Source organism: Wolbachia endosymbiont (group B) of Lycaena phlaeas (genome assembly GCF_947251875.1).
In the GTDB taxonomy this organism is placed as follows: Bacteria; Pseudomonadota; Alphaproteobacteria; order Rickettsiales; family Anaplasmataceae; genus Wolbachia.
The window spans coordinates 1,280,497-1,297,732 of the sequence record NZ_OX366392.1; the positions used below are offsets into that span (position 1 = coordinate 1,280,497).

17 protein-coding genes and 2 tRNA genes are annotated in these 17,236 nt (G+C 34.9%); 10 read left to right on the forward strand and 9 right to left on the reverse strand.

Annotation, left to right across the window (positions count from 1 at the left end):
* Positions 1 to 14 precede the first annotated feature (14 nt).
* Entirely contained in the window at positions 15 to 1,928 is a 1,914-nt protein-coding gene (locus OPR37_RS06040) for an ATP-dependent helicase (RefSeq protein ID WP_007302378.1), read from the reverse strand.
* A gap of 113 nt (positions 1,929 to 2,041) precedes the next feature.
* Positions 2,042 to 2,467, reverse strand: a complete 426-nt coding sequence (locus tag OPR37_RS06045) for a WD_0964 family protein (protein ID WP_052265004.1) — start codon at positions 2,465 to 2,467, stop codon at positions 2,042 to 2,044.
* 186 nt (positions 2,468 to 2,653) lie between these two features.
* On the opposite strand from OPR37_RS06045, the gene OPR37_RS06050 reads away from it, so the two are divergent.
* Genes OPR37_RS06050 through ccmE form a run of 8 tightly spaced genes read left to right on the forward strand, consistent with a single transcriptional unit; the run spans position 2,654 to position 9,571 of the window.
* Positions 2,654 to 3,241 carry an NADH-quinone oxidoreductase subunit J gene (locus OPR37_RS06050; RefSeq protein WP_006279581.1) on the forward strand — a complete coding sequence of 196 codons (588 nt, stop codon included), beginning with the start codon at positions 2,654 to 2,656 and terminating at the stop codon, positions 3,239 to 3,241.
* Complete coding sequence (gene nuoK / locus OPR37_RS06055; protein ID WP_006012916.1) at positions 3,232 to 3,540, forward strand: NADH-quinone oxidoreductase subunit NuoK; 309 nt, start codon at positions 3,232 to 3,234, stop codon at positions 3,538 to 3,540. Before OPR37_RS06050 ends, nuoK begins: the two co-directional genes overlap by 10 nt.
* A 4-nt stretch (positions 3,541 to 3,544) precedes the next feature.
* Entirely contained in the window at positions 3,545 to 5,392 is a 1,848-nt protein-coding gene (gene nuoL, locus OPR37_RS06060; protein ID WP_012481966.1) for an NADH-quinone oxidoreductase subunit L, read from the forward strand.
* A gap of 3 nt (positions 5,393 to 5,395) precedes the next feature.
* On the forward strand, positions 5,396 to 6,838 hold the full coding sequence (locus tag OPR37_RS06065) for a complex I subunit 4 family protein (protein WP_012481967.1): 1,443 nt from the start codon (positions 5,396 to 5,398) through the stop codon (positions 6,836 to 6,838).
* On the forward strand, positions 6,835 to 8,220 hold the full coding sequence (locus OPR37_RS06070) for an NADH-quinone oxidoreductase subunit N (RefSeq protein WP_012481968.1): 1,386 nt from the start codon (positions 6,835 to 6,837) through the stop codon (positions 8,218 to 8,220). Before OPR37_RS06065 ends, OPR37_RS06070 begins: the two co-directional genes overlap by 4 nt.
* A gap of 4 nt (positions 8,221 to 8,224) precedes the next feature.
* Positions 8,225 to 9,061, forward strand: coding sequence for a biotin--[acetyl-CoA-carboxylase] ligase (locus OPR37_RS06075; RefSeq protein WP_007302384.1), 837 nt, complete (start codon positions 8,225 to 8,227; stop codon positions 9,059 to 9,061).
* Complete coding sequence (locus OPR37_RS06080; protein WP_007302385.1) at positions 9,058 to 9,195, forward strand: CcmD-like small membrane protein; 138 nt, start codon at positions 9,058 to 9,060, stop codon at positions 9,193 to 9,195. Before OPR37_RS06075 ends, OPR37_RS06080 begins: the two co-directional genes overlap by 4 nt.
* A complete protein-coding gene (gene ccmE / locus OPR37_RS06085) occupies positions 9,179 to 9,571 on the forward strand; it encodes a cytochrome c maturation protein CcmE (RefSeq protein WP_012481969.1) in 393 nt (130 codons plus the stop codon). The genes OPR37_RS06080 and ccmE overlap by 17 nt, the downstream gene beginning before the upstream one ends.
* Positions 9,572 to 9,646: 75 nt before the next feature.
* Here the strand turns inward: ccmE and OPR37_RS06090 are convergent, their stop codons facing one another.
* The 4 genes from OPR37_RS06090 to OPR37_RS06105 form a co-directional block, all read right to left on the reverse strand.
* Positions 9,647 to 10,111, reverse strand: coding sequence for a hypothetical protein (locus tag OPR37_RS06090; protein WP_007302387.1), 465 nt, complete (start codon positions 10,109 to 10,111; stop codon positions 9,647 to 9,649).
* Between the two features lie 94 nt (positions 10,112 to 10,205).
* Positions 10,206 to 10,649, reverse strand: coding sequence for a hypothetical protein (locus tag OPR37_RS06095; protein WP_007302388.1), 444 nt, complete (start codon positions 10,647 to 10,649; stop codon positions 10,206 to 10,208).
* A 46-nt stretch (positions 10,650 to 10,695) separates the two neighbouring features.
* Positions 10,696 to 12,141, reverse strand: a complete 1,446-nt coding sequence (locus OPR37_RS06100) for a magnesium transporter (protein ID WP_007302389.1) — start codon at positions 12,139 to 12,141, stop codon at positions 10,696 to 10,698.
* Between the two features lie 200 nt (positions 12,142 to 12,341).
* Positions 12,342 to 12,417 (reverse strand) — tRNA-Ala (locus OPR37_RS06105).
* A 300-nt stretch (positions 12,418 to 12,717) separates the two neighbouring features.
* On the opposite strand from OPR37_RS06105, the gene OPR37_RS06110 reads away from it, so the two are divergent.
* Positions 12,718 to 12,790, forward strand: a tRNA-Lys gene (locus OPR37_RS06110).
* A 17-nt stretch (positions 12,791 to 12,807) separates the two neighbouring features.
* A complete protein-coding gene (gene nuoF / locus OPR37_RS06115; protein ID WP_007302390.1) occupies positions 12,808 to 14,061 on the forward strand; it encodes an NADH-quinone oxidoreductase subunit NuoF in 1,254 nt (417 codons plus the stop codon).
* A gap of 22 nt (positions 14,062 to 14,083) precedes the next feature.
* Here the strand turns inward: nuoF and infC are convergent, their stop codons facing one another.
* The 3 genes from infC to nuoI form a co-directional block, all read right to left on the reverse strand.
* On the reverse strand, positions 14,084 to 14,602 hold the full coding sequence (gene infC, locus OPR37_RS06120; protein WP_007302391.1) for a translation initiation factor IF-3: 519 nt from the start codon (positions 14,600 to 14,602) through the stop codon (positions 14,084 to 14,086).
* A gap of 12 nt (positions 14,603 to 14,614) precedes the next feature.
* Positions 14,615 to 16,516 (reverse strand): threonine--tRNA ligase, encoded by a 1,902-nt coding sequence (gene thrS / locus OPR37_RS06125; protein ID WP_213863851.1) that lies wholly within the window; start codon positions 16,514 to 16,516, stop codon positions 14,615 to 14,617.
* 185 nt (positions 16,517 to 16,701) lie between these two features.
* Positions 16,702 to 17,184 (reverse strand): NADH-quinone oxidoreductase subunit NuoI, encoded by a 483-nt coding sequence (nuoI, locus tag OPR37_RS06130; RefSeq protein ID WP_012481971.1) that lies wholly within the window; start codon positions 17,182 to 17,184, stop codon positions 16,702 to 16,704.
* Between the last annotated feature and the right edge of the window lie 52 nt (positions 17,185 to 17,236).

The window sequence follows — 17,236 nt, forward strand, 5'->3', positions numbered from 1 at the left end:
CTGCAGTTATAGCTTCAACAGTAGGCACTATTCTTGATCACCTCAACATTTTCTCTTGGCAATTCTTTAATAAATCGAGAAGTGCTCATTGGTTGCCACTGATTATTAATTTCCCTCCTATCTGCACATGAAATGATCAACCTTTCTTTTGCTCTAGTTATGCCAACATATGCAAGTCTTCTCTCTTCTTCCAAAGCTTTACCACTTTTATCTTCAAAAGATCTTTGATGAGGAAATAATCCTTCTTCCCAACCAGGTAAAAACACGCACGGGAATTCAAGCCCTTTAGCCGCATGAAGAGTCATAACATATACAGTGTCATCGCTATTCATATTATCCACTTCCATCACCAAACTAATATGCTCCAAGAAGGTTATAGTGCTGTCAAAATTCTTCAAAGATGAAATGAGCTCTTTAACATTTTCTATTCGCGCTAAACCCGTCACTCCTTCATTCTCAAGCATTTCCATATATCCTGATTGATTTGCTACGATTTTAACAAATTCATGCAGTGGTTTTACGCTTACTATTTCTTCCCAAGCTTTAATTTTATTTAAAAAATCATTTAGTGAGAGTTTAATTCTTTCGGTTACTTGATCACTATTAACCAATATTTTTGCTGCCTCAAAAAAAGAAATTTTGTTATCCTGAGCAGTCGTGTATATTTTCTTTAGAGTTGTAGCTCCTATGCTTCTTTTTGGACGATTTACGATCCTTTCAAAAGCGAGATCATCATTATTATTTGTAACAAGCCTCAAATATGCAATTATATCCCTTACTTCTTGACGTTCGTAGAATTTTACGCCACTTATAATCTTATAGGGAATTGAATATTTTATAAAATACTCTTCGAGAACTCTAGTTTGAAAAGTAGCCCTGACGAGCACTGCAATATCACTAAATCTGTATTTATTGAGTTTTAATATCTGTTCGCTTATGAACCTTGCTTCAGCCTTTCCGTCCCACAATTTGATTAGATTTACCTTTTCGCCTTCAATGTTTGTTGTCCACAATTTTTTTTCTAAGCGAGTCTTATTGTGATTGATCACATATGATGCAGTTGCAATTATGTGGGATGTTGACCTGTAGTTACACTCCAGTTTAACGGTTTTTGCATTTTTAAAATCATCGGAAAATTTCAAAATATTTTCAACTTCTGCACCACGCCAACTGTATATCGACTGGTCATCATCTCCTACACAGCAAATATTTGAATGCTCTTTTGCAAGGTATTTTAGCCAAAGATATTGTATTGCATTTGTATCTTGATACTCATCTACCATGACATACTTAAACTTGTTTTGGTAGTAGGACAGAACCTCGGTCTTTTTATTAAAAAGTTGTATGTTATATAACAATAAGTCACCAAAATCAACAGAGTTAAGGAATTTTAACCTTTCCTGATACTGGTAATAGACTTTAAGTGCAGTTACGTAAACTGGCCTAAATGATTGAACATCTTCCACTTCAGACGGCAATAAGCACTTCTCTTTCCATTGCTGAATAATATTCATAATGGTCTTATATTTTTCTGATAGGTAATCAGGATTTATTTCATTGATAATATTTTTTATTACCTGTAATTGGTCATCCACACCAATGATTGTAAAATTGGGGTTTAAGCCCACAATTTCTGCGTGCATGCGCAAAATTTTTGCTGCAATTGCATGGAAAGTGCCAAGCCATGGTATGTTTGTGCCCGTTAGCTCAAGTACCCTTGATACCATCTCATTTGCTGCTTTATTTGTAAATGTAACTGCTAATATCTCATCAGAATAAGCGTGACCGTTTCTAATTATGTGTGCTATTCTTGAAGTAATCGTTCTTGTTTTTCCGGTTCCGGCTCCTGCCAGTATCAAAACTGGCCCATTTATGTTAGTTACAGCTAATTGCTGTTCTGGATTTAACAGTGAGAGATAATCGTTCATTGAAGCTCTATAGATTATAACTTTATAAAGTTAAACCTATGATCCAAATATTGTAAAGGTCTTATTGAACATAACATTCAACTCATTCAAGTACTAGATATTTAAGCGTAGATCTATCTTGTTGGGGTAGCTTCAAGTGTATGGTGAGTAACAACAACTTGATTTGAGATATTGGCATCAAAACTTCTGCTTGTTTGATGAATAGGTGGAGTTTGAAATGGCTTAGGCTTACGATTCAGTTCCTTCATCTTTATTTCCTCAGCTTTAATAGGAAGTTTTTCTGGAACATAGAAGTTATGAATTTCAGCTCGTTCAGTGAAATTTTCATATGTTGCTTTCAACCAAGCTCCAATATCATATATAAAACCATATGCTTTTTCTTTAAATTCTATCAATGATCTACTGAAACTTGCTAATGTGTTATTAAAGTAAATTGTCATATAGTCTCTTGTGGTGTATTGATAACCTTCTCCATTTAATCTGCTATTTTGTGCGTTAGAACTATTGTTGCTTTTGAAGTAACCAAATATGTTGTACATTTTGAGCTACCGCTGACTATTAATATACATACATTATATATTAATAAATCAAGATTGTCAAGAGTGTTTATTGCATTACTGAGGAGTTGAAGCTTGTAGTACGATATTTTCAAATCTTTAATATAGTATTGACTTTACAGCAACAATTACCTTAAGTTAGTAACTATTGTTGCAGTTAAAGTATCGATGCCTTTTTTCTTTTATTTTTTTGCAATTCTCAGCATTTTATCTGCTGTATGCGTAATTAGTGTAAGAAATCCTGTGCATGCAGTATTATTTTTAATTTTCACCTTCGTTAACTCTGCAGTTCTTTTCATTCTCCTTGGAGCTGAGTTCATTGCTATGATGGTGATGATAGTATACATCGGTGCGGTTGCGGTGTTGTTCCTCTTTGTAGTTATGATGCTCGATATTGACTACATAAGGTTGCGCCAGGGTTTTGCAAAGCATTGCACTCTTGGTGCTATGTTGTGTGTTGTGTTTTTTCTAGTCATCAGCTTTGTAATCCGCAGCTCAGCACCGAATATAAGCAATGTTATAAACTATAATACCAATAATGTGAAAGCTATTGGTAATTTGCTGTATACCGACTACATGTACGCTTTTCATCTTTCTGGTATTCTGCTGCTTGTTGCAATTGTCGGTGCAATTGCTCTTACTTTGCAGGACAAGAAAAAAGGAGTTAAAAAACAGAATGTATTAAAGCAATTGACACAATCTTCATCTGTAAAATTGATTAAGGCTAAATTTGGAAAAGGAGTAGAATGGAAATAGGATTAAATCACTTTTTGATAGTTGCTGCTGTTTTGTTCACTATTGGAGTGTGCGGTATTTTCATCAACCGTAAGAGCATAATCAATATATTGTTATCAATAGAAATATTATTGCTGGCAATTAATATCAACTTAGTTGCTTTTTCTGCCTTTATGAATGATATAGTTGGGCAAATTTTTGTGATGTTTGTGTTGACTGTTGCAGCAGCAGAGTCAGGAGTTGGGCTTGCAATATTGGTTGTATATTATAGAAGCCGTGGCAATATAGATGTTGAACAAGCAAATTTAATGAAAGAATGAAAGTATGATGGATATACTGAAATTAATAGTATTTTTGCCACTTTTTGGTTCGCTATTTGCAGCACTTTTTAGAAAAAGTCAGTTAGTTACAACGGCAGGGATTGGAATATCTGCAGTTTTATCTTGGTATGTTTTTCTCACCTTCTCTGAAAATTATCACTTGAGTTTATTTCCTTTATTTTCATTAAGTGTATTAAAAGTAAATTGGGCAATTAGTGTGGATGCTCTCTCATCCTTAATGCTGATTGTTATTACCACCGTTTCGCTGGTAGTGCATCTCTATTCTATCGGTTATATGGAGCATGATAAGGGGAAGTCGAGGTTTTTTTCTTACCTATCGCTGTTCACATTTTGTATGATTGTGCTGGTTGTAAGCGATAATTTCGTGCAGCTTTTTTTTGGCTGGGAAGGGGTTGGCCTATGTTCTTATTTACTCATAGGATTTTGGTTCCAAAAATATTCTGCAAATAATGCAGCAATTAAAGCATTTGTTGTGAATAGGGTAGGAGACTTTGCACTATTGATTGGAACCTTTCTTATTTATTATACATTTCACTCTTTGAATTTTACTGAAGTTTTTGACACAACTGATCTTCTTGGCACGCAGAACATTAGGGCATTCTGCTGTGAATTCAAAGTAACTCATATAATATGCATATTACTTTTTATTGGCTGTATGGGTAAATCTGCACAGCTTGGTTTACATGTTTGGTTGCCAGATGCAATGGAAGGGCCAACCCCTGTTTCTGCACTCATTCACGCAGCAACGATGGTAACAGCAGGTATATTTTTAGTAGCAAAATGTTCTCCATTATTTGAGCTATCAAATGTGGCACGAGAATTAATAGTTATTGTTGGGGCACTTACTGCTTTCTTTGCAGCTACGGTTGCGATTACTCAGAACGATATAAAAAAAATAATTGCTTATTCAACCTGCAGTCAACTTGGTTATATGTTCATGGCATGTGGGCTTTCTGCTTACAATGTTGCTATTTTTCATTTAATGACACACGCTTTTTTTAAAGCTCTACTATTTCTTGGTGCTGGCAATGTGATTCATGCAATGCATCATGAGCAAAACATTCAGAAAATGGGAAATTGCTGGAAGAAAATCCCTTGCACTTATACTCTCATGTGGATTGGATCTCTTGCGCTTTCTGGAATATTTCCATTTGCAGGTTTTTACTCAAAGGATTTGATAATTGAACATGCTTATAGCACGGATAGCTTTGCTTTTGTAATAAGCTTAGTTGTTGCATTCTTCACAGCGTTTTACTCTTGGAGGTTATTGCTTCTTGTGTTCCACAGCCAAAAACAAAGTAAAATTAATATACATGAGGCACCAAAGATTATGCTTATACCATTACTGATACTCGCTTTTGGATCAGTATTTTCTGGAATATGGGGAGCAAATATTTTGAACATAACTAGTAATGCGTTTTGGAAATCAAGTTTAGTAGTTATTGATGAGCATGGAGTGCGTAATTTCTTTATAAAATTGCTACCAACCTTGGCGAGCCTAAGTGGAATAGCACTTGCGTACCTAATTTACCAATATCAAGTAATTAGGCAAATTAAGAGTAAATTTTTACTTAAGTTTTTGCAGAATAAATGGTACTTTGATGAGGTGTATGAGTTTGTTATCATTGCACCGATAAGGTTTATGTCTAGGCTTCTATGGAAATTTGATGTTAAGGTTATTGATTCATTTGGGCCAAATGGTGTTGTAAGGTTGGTTAATGAATGTTCAAAAAGTTCTATAAAGTTGCAGACTGGTTATATATTTGATTATGCATTTATTATGTTTGTTACTCTAATAATCGGTGCTTTATATATTATTGGAATTAAATAGAAGGTGTTGTTACTTAGTATATTCTTGCTTCCACTGATAGGAGCGTTGATTTTATCCTCGATCAGGATTAATCATCAATCTATACACCTAAAATTCCTTGCCCTATTTTTTGCTATACTTCCATTTTTGCTTAGCATTGTAGCTTGTATAGAATTTGATTATAACAATGCGGACTTTCAGTTTGTCAGCTATCCAATCAAGAATGTAGGAATAGGGATAGATGGTATATCGTTGCTTTTCCTTCTGCTTACAACTTTCTTGTTTGTAATTTGTATACTCTATAACTGCAAAATGAGTTATACGACCCTAAAAGCCTATATGGCATTATTTCTACTGCTTGAGAGTTTTGTAGTCGGTTTTTTCGTTTCACTGAATGCTATAAGCTTTTATGTGTTTTTTGAAGCTGTTTTAATACCAATGTTCTTTATTATTGGCATTTGGGGAGGGAAGCAAAGGATATATGCGACGTTTAAGTTATTTCTTTATACATTAACTGGCTCATTATTATTTCTGCTTGGATTGGTGTATATCTATAGTACTTTTGGGACGTTTAATATACAAAAATTAGCTACATTAGTGCCAAGCCTTGATCTTGAAGTGCAGTCATTGCTGTGGATTACATTTTTTATTTCTTTTGCAATAAAAGTACCTATGTTTCCATTTCACACTTGGCTTCCTGATGCGCATGTGCAATCACCAACTTCTGGATCTGTGATTTTAGCTGGCTTGCTTATTAAAATGGGGGGATATGGATTTTTAAGGTTTTCTATTCCAATGCTTCCTCAGGCAAGTTTGTATTTTTCAAATTTCGTTGTTGTGCTGAGCATTATTGCGGTGATATATGCTTCTCTAGTTGCGTTTGCTCAAGATGATATAAAGAAGTTAATAGCTTATTCTTCAATAGCACATATGGGGATCGTTACTGCTGGCCTCTTTTCATTTTGTGAGGAAGGAGTACTGGGTAGCATATTTCAAATGATTAGTCATGGCCTTATTTCTGCTGCTTTATTTTTATGTGTTGGAATGCTATATACTCGAACTGGAACTTTGGAGATTGCAAAATATTTTGGCATAGTAAACACAATGCCAAAATTTGGTTTTATGTTCATTTTATTTTCAATGGCTTCAATAGGGCTACCTGGAACATCTGGGTTCGCAGGTGAGTTTTTGGCTATGGTTGGGATGTTTAAGAGCATAGGGTTTTTTACAGGATTTATCGCACTTGGCACTATTTTAAGCGCAGTTTATATGCTGAATTTATGTAAGCAAATAATATGGGGGGTTAGCTATTCTAAATTATTAAATAACCGTTTGGATAGCATAGAATTTTCTGTCTTAATTCTGCTTGCAGTGTTTGTTATTTTGCTTGGATTTTACCCAACCCTTGCACTGAATTATTTGAAGCCATGTATGGCAAATTTGTTAGTCAAATATAATGCGCTATGAATTATATACAGATATTGCCGGAAATGTTCTCTATTATCTCCTCGTTAGTGTTGCTACTGCTTGGGATTATATTTAACCGCAGAACTATCAACTTATTAGCACTTGGCTGCACAGTGGTAACTTTAATTATTTTAATTCTTTCGGCAGAAAACAATGAAATTTTTCTCTTTAATTCGTTGTTAAAACTCAATTTATACATCAGGTCAGCCCAAGGGTTAATTCTCAGCACAGGAATTTTAATACTTTTGATGCTGAATTTATCAAAATATGACTATAAATATGAATTTTCAATACTGATTCTTTTTGCACTGTTTGGCATGATAACTTTGGTTTCAGCAAATAGTCTGATCTCTTTTTATTTAGCTTTTGAGTTGATGAGTATATCTTTGTATGTTCTTGCGAGCTTTAATAAAGATTCGATTTATTCATGTGAAGCGGGAGTGAAATATTTTACACTCAGTGCACTATCTTCCTGCATTATGCTATATGGAATGTCGCTGCTTTATGGATATACAGGACAAGTCAATTTCTCTGAGCTCGGTTCATTCTTGCAAAACCATCAGATAACTTATGGAATAGTCTTTGGGTTAGTCTTTGTTCTAATTGGTTTGTGTTTCAAGCTTGCTATTGTTCCTTTTCATATGTGGGCTCCAGATGTTTATCAAGGTGCACCTACCATAGTAACTGCGTTTTTTTCTACGGCCCCAAAAGCTGCACTTGTAACATTTTTAATTCGATTGATGAATGAAGAGTTAGTAAATGTAAAAAGTTATGTTCAGCCTATTTTCTTATACGTTTCAGCATTGTCTGTGCTTATCTCAGCTTTTGGGGCTTTGCGTCAGCAAAACTTAAAAAGGCTGCTTGCTTACAGTTCAATTGGTCACATTGGTTTTATATTTGCTTCACTTTCTATTTTTACACAAGCAGGAACAGATAGTGCCTTAATGTATCTGGTGATATATATCATCACAAGCATAGGGCTATTCTCATATCTCGTACAAATTGACGATGATGATTGTGATATTGCAAATTTATCTGGTATAGGAAAAAAGCAACCAATTTTAGCATTCCATCTTTCTATACTATTACTCTCGATGTCGGGAATACCTCCACTTGCAGGTTTTATCGCTAAATTTTTTATATTCAAAAGTTTAATAAATTCTGGCTTTATCAGCCTGTCTTTGATCCTTGTAATATCGAGTGTGATATCATGCTACTATTATTTAAATATCATGAAAGTTATGTATTTTGATAAAGCTAGTGGTAATAAGGTTGCTTATTCTAAGAGTCTATTCATTATCACTTCAGTGGCTTCACTGATCAATCTCGTTCTTTTCTTGTATGTAGAAGATCTTGACTCACTCATTAAACTAAAGGGCTGACAAGGTGATCCTTGAAGGTTTTCGTATTTATCATTACAAAGAAGTTCCAAGTACTAATAAAGAAGCATTGGGTTTAATTGAGAAAGGGATATCAAATGAAACTGTCATTATTGCTGATAAACAAACAGAAGGCAGGGGACGCACTGGAAAAAGCTGGATTTCTCCAGAGGGTAATCTCTATGCGAGTTTGATAATTAACCAAGAAAAGGATGTCAGCAAATTGACAGAATTGACTTTTGTGACTGCTCTTGCTGTTGGAAATACTTTATTATCGTTAAATTTCTTGAATAATCAAACCCACTGCGGTGTCATTCCAGTGCGTGACACTGGAATCCATACTTTTTCTTCTGGATCCCAGTGTCAAAGCACTGGGATGACAAGAGATCAATTCATAAACGATCTCAATCTTCAACATAAATGGCCAAATGACATTCTAATCGATGGCAAGAAAATAAGCGGAATATTGGTTGAAAAAAAATCCAATTCAAATTGGCTCATTATAGGAATTGGAATTAATGTCAATCATGCGCCACTTCCAGGCACAACGTGCATTAGCAATTACGGTGAATCTGTGTCTAACATGGATCTGTTAAAGGAATTAATAATAAATTTTAATAAGCTAAGAAAGCAATGGCTATTTGATGGGTTTTATGCTATAAGAGAAATGTGGTTAAAAAAAGCATTCAAAATGAATGAGCAAATCAGTGTAAAGTTAGCTGACAAATTGTATGAAGGAATTTTTGCTGATATAGATAAAAGTGGTAAATTGGTGTTGCAGCAAAAGGATGGAAGCTTAATTTATTTTGATGCAGGTGAGTTATTTATTGGCAGTGCATTATGAATACATATGTAATTTTTGCTTACCTTATTAGTTTCATACTGATTGGTGGAAATTTGATTTTTACCGTTTCTTGCTATACTAAAAGTAAAAAAATTCTAGAAAGCCTGAAAGATAATAATGAAGAAGAAACATAAGCGATTACTTATAACTTCAGGAATTTTCTGCTTTTTAAGTTGTGCAGTTTTTTTTATTTTAACAACGCTCAAAGAAAATATCTCATTTTTCTATACAGTAAGTGAGGCAATAGTTTTACCAAATAATCAAAAGCCAATCCGTGTTGGTGGAATGATTGTTGAAAATAGCGTGATACGGAGCGAAAGCGAAGTAATTTTTCAGATGACAGATTTTAATAAGAGCGTTATGGTGAAATATCAGGGAATACTTCCACCAATGTTTTCAGAAAAAAGTGGTGTTGTTGTACAAGGTAAAATGTTTGATAATGGTACCTTTCTTGCAGATACGGTGTTTGCAAAACATGATGAGAACTATAAGCCGAAAGTCCTAAAATAGATTTCCTAATTCAGTTGTATTGAAATGGTATGTGAAAGAAAGCAACAGCCTGCTAGCAAGCTGTTACTTTCCTAACTACCACAATATATCAGAGTGAGTTGGTGCTTCCCATTCTACGTCATTATGGTCAATTATTGCTGCTTTTAATCCTTCAACTTCGCCCCTTAGGTGATCAAGTTCTTCTGCCCATGTTCTATAGTTTTGATTATTATCAATAAATCCATCCTGCTGAATTAACTTATTCAAATGAGATAAACCTTCGGCCAAGTGTTGGTTCATATCAATAAACTCTCCTCTAAGTTGTGCTATGTTCTCCATAATTGAGACACGCAAGCCCGAAACAAACTTCTCGTTTAAATCGCAGACTAACTTATCCATAACTTGATAGACGTAATGAATTGTTGCAATTTTATCTTCAATGTCCTCAAAGTTTGTGGGCTTAACTTCAACTTCTATATTGTCTATTTCTTTAAAGTTGAAATCGCTCATTTGGTTTATTGCTTCAAAGTTATTTTCGCTTTCTTGTTTACTATTATTCATGCTAACTCCTATAAAATTTTAAAATCAACTCAGCTACATTGAAATGGTATGTGAAAAGAGGTAACAGCCTGCTAGCAAGCTGCTACCTTTTTTATTAAAGCAATCCGTTCTCTTCGCCAGTAAATGCAGGAGCTCCTCCAATCTCTGGTATATCATCAAGTCTAGTCTGAAGATCTTTAAGTTTATCGTCTATCTCGCTTGTCTTTGCGCCTATGTTTTCTATAGTTAATGACAGTGGTGTTACTACGCCATTTGTAATCGCCTCACTTATATCGCCGTTATATTTATTAATACTTTTCATCAGACCATCATAAAAATTTTTAAGATTCTTAACGCTTATCGTGATTGCCGGTATAGCATTAATCTCTTCTTCTTTCATGACCTTGGTTATATCAATCCCATCCGGTTTGCTTTTAGTAGTAATCTTCTTTATTTCTGGTGTTACAAAATCTGGTTTATTAAACGCCGGCTTCTGAAGTTGTAATGTACTATTTAATTCAACTCCTTCACTAGAATATAATTTTGTACTTTTACTCATAATAGTTACCTCCTATAAAAAAACTACTTATCTTTATAAATCACTACTATACAAATAACAGTGAGTCATTATTAATGTCTACTATTGTGAAGTCTGGGGCCTGTCCAATTTCTGGCATATCATCCTTGATTTGCTTGAGCATCTCCTTGATTTCCTCGTTATGTTTATTCTGTTCTTCAAGTTTCTCTTTCAATGCATCAATAATAGCATTGGACTGATCTTTACTGCTAAGATCACCAATCACAGACATGACTTTCTCGTGAGGCAATTTGTGAATAATATCTTTCAGCTCTCCTGCACCTAAATTATCCAAAAGTTCTTTAAACTGCTCATTAGACATATTGCGAGCAAAAGCTTGAAGTTTGTCTGGGTTGTCAGCTAAAGACTTAATGATAATCTGAATCTTATTAGAATCAGTTAAATCTCGAGCTACTATTGCAAGTTTATCGTGGTCTAGTTTATTAATTAAATTATGTAACCTATCTCCTTCTAAAGTGTGTACTAGGGCTGGAAGTTGCTCAGACCACAATTCCTTGGAAAGAATGGTCAAATGGTGCTCATCTAAATCTTTTGCTAATTCTACAAGCTGATAATCGTCTATATTATTGATAAGTGCCTTGAACTGATCGACTTTTAAATGAGGTAAAATTTCTCTTACTTGCTCTGGATTTAATTCTCTCACTAGGGCTCCAAGCTGATCATCATTTAAAATAGGAATAATTATTTGTAATTTTTCTGGATTTAGTTCATAAGCAAGAATATGTAATTGGTGATTGGTTAAATGACTCACCAAAGTTTTCCATTGATTATCTGTTAAGTGCTTTACTAAGTTCTCTATTTGGACTTCACTAAGAGTATGGGTAAGAGTTTCTAACTGATCTTCTGTTAGTCCCCCAACAAAAATTTTAGCAAACACCTTTGATAGTATTATATTCTCTGGTATTTTAGATAATATATTTTTTACTGTTTCTTCACTGACGTCCAGCCCAATATATTGTAATGCCTGATTGTCAGGTGAATTAACAATATTTCCTTGATAATCTGAGAAATAATATTTATAAGTATCAGACAATTCTTCCTGTGTTACATAAATGTACTTAGATCTCTCAGATTTAATATCATTACGCAAAGTACCAGAACAACCTTCTTCGCAGTCTACAAAGTACGATTTCATTGATAGCTTGACTAACATATCATTATAATATACAAATGCACAACTGTTTTTTGTATAACATGGTTTATCTCTAGAAAAACTACCTTTCAAAGTATTTCCCTCTTCGTTCCTTATGCAATAAAAGGTATCTCCAAGGATGTTATTGCCGCATAATCTTATTGGTAATTCTATCGTTTCATCTTCTTTTCCCAGTTGCACAAGCTTAACTTTTTTAACCGATTGAAAAAGAGAAAATTCAGGCCAATAGACGTTGTTACCAAATCCTTTTGATAATTCCTCTCCGGGTACCATCTTAAAAACGCGTTTCTTGCTACTCATAAGTATTTCCTAATCAACTTAATTATAGCTATTCTAACATTTATTGATTAATTTATTGTTAAGTTAGTATATATCAGAATTATAATAACACACATTACTTGCATAAAGAAAAGTTATAGAAAGAGGGATTTTTTAGGAAACTAGTATAAAACACTCCTAGATTAAAATAAGCTGACTTTATGATACGCTAGAACCTATATTGGTGGAGGCAAGCGGGATCGAACCGCTGACCTTCTGCGTGCAAAACAGATGCTCTACCAGCTGAGCTATGCCCCCAATTCTTGCTTAAAGCATAAATCACTCACGCTGAAATGCAAGAAATATTTATTTGTGAGGCTATTGCTAAATAGTGCACAAATTCTGCATTTATGTATAATTCTCTATCTTTTTAGAGTTGTACGTCAGCTTTACCAAAATGAATCTTTGAATTAACAAGAAGTTTTCCTTCAAAAATTTTTAATTAAATTATCACTAATGCAGTACATTATGTAATTTATTTAACCACACATGAAAATTTTAGTTTGATTAAAACGGATAAAAACTATATTACTGTTTAGTGTAGCTGAAAAATAAAATGATCCCGTAGCTCAGCCGGTAGAGCAACTGACTTTTAATCAGTGGGTCACGCGTTCGAATCGCGTCGGGATCACTTAGAATCTTAAAAGCATGCTAAAAGAACAGGATAAAATATTCATAAACTTAAATGGTAAAGAAACACCACTACTTGAAGGTGCAAAAAAACGTGGTAGTTGGCAAAAAACAAAGGAATTACTGGATTTAGGATCAGAAAAAATCATTGATGAAGTAAAGAAATCTGGCTTGAGAGGTCGAGGGGGTGCAGGATTTTCTACTGGCCTTAAGTGGAGCTTTATGCCTAAAAATCCTTTAAAAGCGTATTTAGTAGTCAATGCAGATGAGTCAGAACCTGGTACGTGTAAAGATAGAGATATATTACGATATGAGCCACATAAGTTACTTGAGGGAATTCTTCTAGCTGGCAGAGCGATCAGCGCATCAGTTGCATATATTTATATCAGGGGTGAATTTTATAATGAATATTTAGTTCTAAAAAAGGCACTTGAGGAAGCCTATAAAGAAAACTTAATTGGAAAAAATGCCTGCAAATCAGGTTATGATCTTGATGTGTTTATCCATAGGGGTGCAGGAGCTTACATATGTGGGGAAGAAACAGCTCAACTCGAATCCATTGAAGGAAAAAAGGGCTTTCCTCGCATGAAACCTCCATTTCCTGCAGGTGTTGGACTTTTTGGTTGTCCAACTACAATAAACAATGTTGAAACTATAGCCATGGTTCCAGATATTCTAAATCGCGGAGGAGAGTGGTTTGCATCTCTTGGTAAACCAAATAATACTGGCACTAAGGTCTTTTGCATTTCAGGGCATGTAAATAATCCATGTAATGTTGAAGAAGAGCTCGGAATTTCACTGCGTGAATTAATTGAAAAATACGCAGGTGGAGTGAGAGGAGGTTGGGATAATTTACTTGCTGTAATACCTGGTGGGTCTTCAGTCCCACTAATTCCAAAATCTATATGTGATACTATTGAAATGGATTTTGATTCATTAAGGGCTGCACAATCAGGGCTTGGTACTGCTGCTGTAATAGTGATGGATAAATCAACTGACATAATAGCTGCAATAGAAAGATTATCACATTTCTATATGCATGAGTCCTGCGGACAATGTACACCATGCCGTGAAGGCACTGGATGGATGTGGAGGATTATGAGAAGAATGGTAGCAGGAAATATTAAACCTGGTGAAGTAGATAAGCTACTTGACCTTACAACTCAAATAGAAGGGCATACAATTTGTGCACTTGGCGATGCTGCAGCTTGGCCAGTTCAAGGATTAATCAGACATTTTCGTCATATAATTGAAGAGAGGATAGTAACTTAACTTATACTTTTAAATGATTTTACTACTTAGCAGCTAAAGTTAAAGAATATTGATTTCCTTCCCTTTTAGGTGCTAATTCTACTTTTGCAATATCTTCAGCGTCTCTAATTAGCCGTTCTAATTTTTTCAGTCCAACTTCAGTGTTTACAAGCTCTCTCCCTCTAAATCTCATTGTGACTTTAATTCTATGTCCATGCACAAGAAAATCCCTTGCTTGACGCAATTTTGTTTCGTAGTCGTGATCACCAATATTAGGACCCAGTTTAATTTCTTTTATAGTTAATGTTTTTTGTTTCTTTTTTGCTTCACTTGCCTTCTTTTTTATATCATACTTTTGTTTGCTATAGTCCAGAATTTTACATACTGGAGGAGTTGAATCAGGTGCGATTTCTACCAAGTCTAAATTAACACTTTGTGCAACTTCCAAAGCTTTTTCTATTGGAACAATTCCGACCATTTCACCACTATGATCAACTAAGCGTACCTCCTTAGCTGTGATGAGTTCATTAATTCTGTTTTTATTGTTCTTTTTGACTTGCAAATTTTAGCTCCATTAATTCAAATTAATAATCTTTAACAGCAATTCAGTAGCATTCTCCAAAGAAAAAGACTCCTGTTTTTCCGATCCTAAATTTCTCACTGACACAGTTTTATTTGTAACTTCATTTTTGCCTATGATCCATAATATAGGTACCTTACTTGAACTATGCAAACGTATCTTATAGCTAATTTTTTCATTGGTCAAATCAGTTTTGATTCTCACACCTTGTTCTTTTAAAACGTTGCTGATTTCTGTAGCATAACCGTCAGACTCATTTGTAATGGTCAGAATAGCAAGCTGTGTTGGAGCAAGCCAAACTGGAAATTTTCCTGCATAATTTTCTATTAAAATTCCAATAAAACGCTCAAAAGTTCCAAGAATTGCCCTATGTAACATGACAGGGTGATGCTTGTGCCCGTCTGTTCCTATATAAAAAGCTCCAAGCCGCTCCGGTAAAATAAAATCAACTTGCAACGTTCCACATTGCCAATTTCTACCTATTGCATCTTTCAAAATAAACTCTAACTTTGGACCATAAAATGCACCTTCACCAGGATTAAGTTCATAACTAAGCCCTGCTTCTTTAACTGCTTCAAGCAGTGCTCTTTCAGCTCTATCCCACACTTCATCATTACCTGATCTAGTATCTGGACGGTCTGAAAATTTCACAGAAATTTCATTGAACCCAAGTTCTGAATATACTTCTTTTAAAAGGTCACAAAACTTTACAGTTTCAGAATTCACTTGTTTTTCCATACAAAAAATATGTGCATCGTCTTGCGTAAAACCACGCACTCGCATCAGTCCATGCAATGAGCCTGAGCTTTCATTTCTATGGCATGTGCCAAACTCTGCCATACGTATCGGTAAATCACGATAGCTTCTGATGTGAGAATTAAAAATCTGCACATGACAAGGGCAATTCATGGGTTTTATTGCTAGCTTTTTACTTTCAGATTCATCAATAATGAACATATTTTCACGAAACTTATCCCAATGTCCCGATTTTCCCCACAGCTCTTTGCTTACTAAAATAGGGGTTTTCACCTCAAAGTAGCCATTGTTCATTAACTTTTTTCTGATGTAAGACTCAAGAACATTATATAAAGTATATCCCTGTTCATGCCAAAAAATCTGCCCAACAGCTTCCTCTTGAATGTGAAATAAGTCCATATCCTTAGCAATTTTGCGGTGGTCGCGTTTTTCTGCTTCCTCCAGACGTTTAAGATAAGTATTTAATTCATCCTTATTTCTCCACGCGGTGCCATATATTCTTTGCAACATTGGGCCCTTAGAATCGCCACGCCAGTATGCACCTGCTACTTTCATAAGTTTAAACGCTTTAACTCTGCCAGTTGATGGTGAGTGCGGACCACGACATAGGTCTACAAAGTTGCCTTGTTTATAAACAGTTAGGTTTTCGTTTTCTGGTATTGATGAGACAATATCAACCTTGTATCTTTCACCTATATCACTAAAGAAATCAATTGCCTGCTTACGAGTCCAAACTTCTCGGACGAATCTGTGGTTACTTTTTATAATTTCCTTCATTTTTTTTTCTATTGCAGCAAGATCGTCCGTGGTAAAGGTACGATCTGTAGCAAAATCATAGTAGAAACCATCTTGAATTGTTGGCCCGATAGTAATCTGAGTATTAGGAAAGAGCTCTTTTACTGCCTGCGCCATTATATGAGCAGCATCATGCCTTATTATATCTAAACCCGCTTCGTCACTCAGTTGTATTACCTCTATCTCTGTATCAGATTCAATTTCACGTGAGAGATCATACAACTCACCATTTACCTTAAAGGCAATTGCTTCTCTCAAAGCATCCGGTTGTAATATATCAAAGCCAGTGACTCTACCACTGTATTCTTTTACTTTTTGTTCGGCTAAAAAGGTAACTTTTATCATTCATTAGACCTTTTATCATCCCAGTGCTTGACACTGGGATCCATGTTTCTTTCTTTTCTAGATTCCAGCGCCACGCGCTGGAATGACACCAAAAGGTGAGCTACTGATCTTTCAGTTAAATAACAGTTGTACAAGAGATCTATTACATACTTGCTGTAAGAAATTTTAATTGTTGACATACCTAGTTAATAATACGGCCTATTCTTTTTTAACCTGAGTGCAATTGCTTCTTCCCAAACTTCACCATTACGCAATAGCTTTTCTTTATTGTACATTAGCTCCTCTCTTGTTTCAGTAGCAAATTCAAAGTTAGGACCCTCCACAATTGCATCAACTGGACATGCTTCTTGGCAAAGTCCGCAATATATGCATTTTGTCATGTCAATATCATAGCGTGTGGTGCGGCGACTACCGTCTTCTCTTTCCTCTGCTTCAATAACTATTGCTTGAGCAGGGCAGATAACTTCGCATAACTTACAAGCTATGCATCGTTCTTCACCATTTGGATACCTACGCAGCGCATGCTCACCACGAAACCTTGGACTTAAAGGGCCCTTCTCCATAGGATACCTCAAAGTAACCTTTGGTTTGAACATATATTTTAATGTAATAACAAACCCTTTAATTAACTCTACAGAAGACCAATACCAAGCTAATTTCTTGAGCATAATATTTAAAACTTGTGTCAGTCATTATAAATCATATTATCAGTTTTCAAAA

Excerpts from the sequence above, each read along its gene's own strand:
- OPR37_RS06040 (WP_007302378.1), bottom strand. The coding sequence starts at position 1,928 with ATGAACGATTATCTCTCACTGTTAAATCCAGAACAGCAATTAGCTGTA.
- OPR37_RS06045 (WP_052265004.1), bottom strand. The coding sequence starts at position 2,467 with ATGTACAACATATTTGGTTACTTCAAAAGCAACAATAGTTCTAACGCA.
- OPR37_RS06050 (WP_006279581.1), top strand. The coding sequence starts at position 2,654 with ATGCCTTTTTTCTTTTATTTTTTTGCAATTCTCAGCATTTTATCTGCT.
- nuoK (WP_006012916.1), top strand. The coding sequence starts at position 3,232 with ATGGAAATAGGATTAAATCACTTTTTGATAGTTGCTGCTGTTTTGTTC.
- nuoL (WP_012481966.1), top strand. The coding sequence starts at position 3,545 with ATGATGGATATACTGAAATTAATAGTATTTTTGCCACTTTTTGGTTCG.
- OPR37_RS06070 (WP_012481968.1), top strand. The coding sequence starts at position 6,835 with ATGAATTATATACAGATATTGCCGGAAATGTTCTCTATTATCTCCTCG.
- OPR37_RS06080 (WP_007302385.1), top strand. The coding sequence starts at position 9,058 with ATGAATACATATGTAATTTTTGCTTACCTTATTAGTTTCATACTGATT.
- ccmE (WP_012481969.1), top strand. The coding sequence starts at position 9,179 with ATGAAGAAGAAACATAAGCGATTACTTATAACTTCAGGAATTTTCTGC.
- OPR37_RS06090 (WP_007302387.1), bottom strand. The coding sequence starts at position 10,111 with ATGAATAATAGTAAACAAGAAAGCGAAAATAACTTTGAAGCAATAAAC.
- OPR37_RS06095 (WP_007302388.1), bottom strand. The coding sequence starts at position 10,649 with ATGAGTAAAAGTACAAAATTATATTCTAGTGAAGGAGTTGAATTAAAT.
- OPR37_RS06100 (WP_007302389.1), bottom strand. The coding sequence starts at position 12,141 with ATGAGTAGCAAGAAACGCGTTTTTAAGATGGTACCCGGAGAGGAATTA.
- nuoF (WP_007302390.1), top strand. The coding sequence starts at position 12,808 with ATGCTAAAAGAACAGGATAAAATATTCATAAACTTAAATGGTAAAGAA.
- thrS (WP_213863851.1), bottom strand. The coding sequence starts at position 16,516 with ATGATAAAAGTTACCTTTTTAGCCGAACAAAAAGTAAAAGAATACAGT.
- nuoI (WP_012481971.1), bottom strand. The coding sequence starts at position 17,184 with ATGCTCAAGAAATTAGCTTGGTATTGGTCTTCTGTAGAGTTAATTAAA.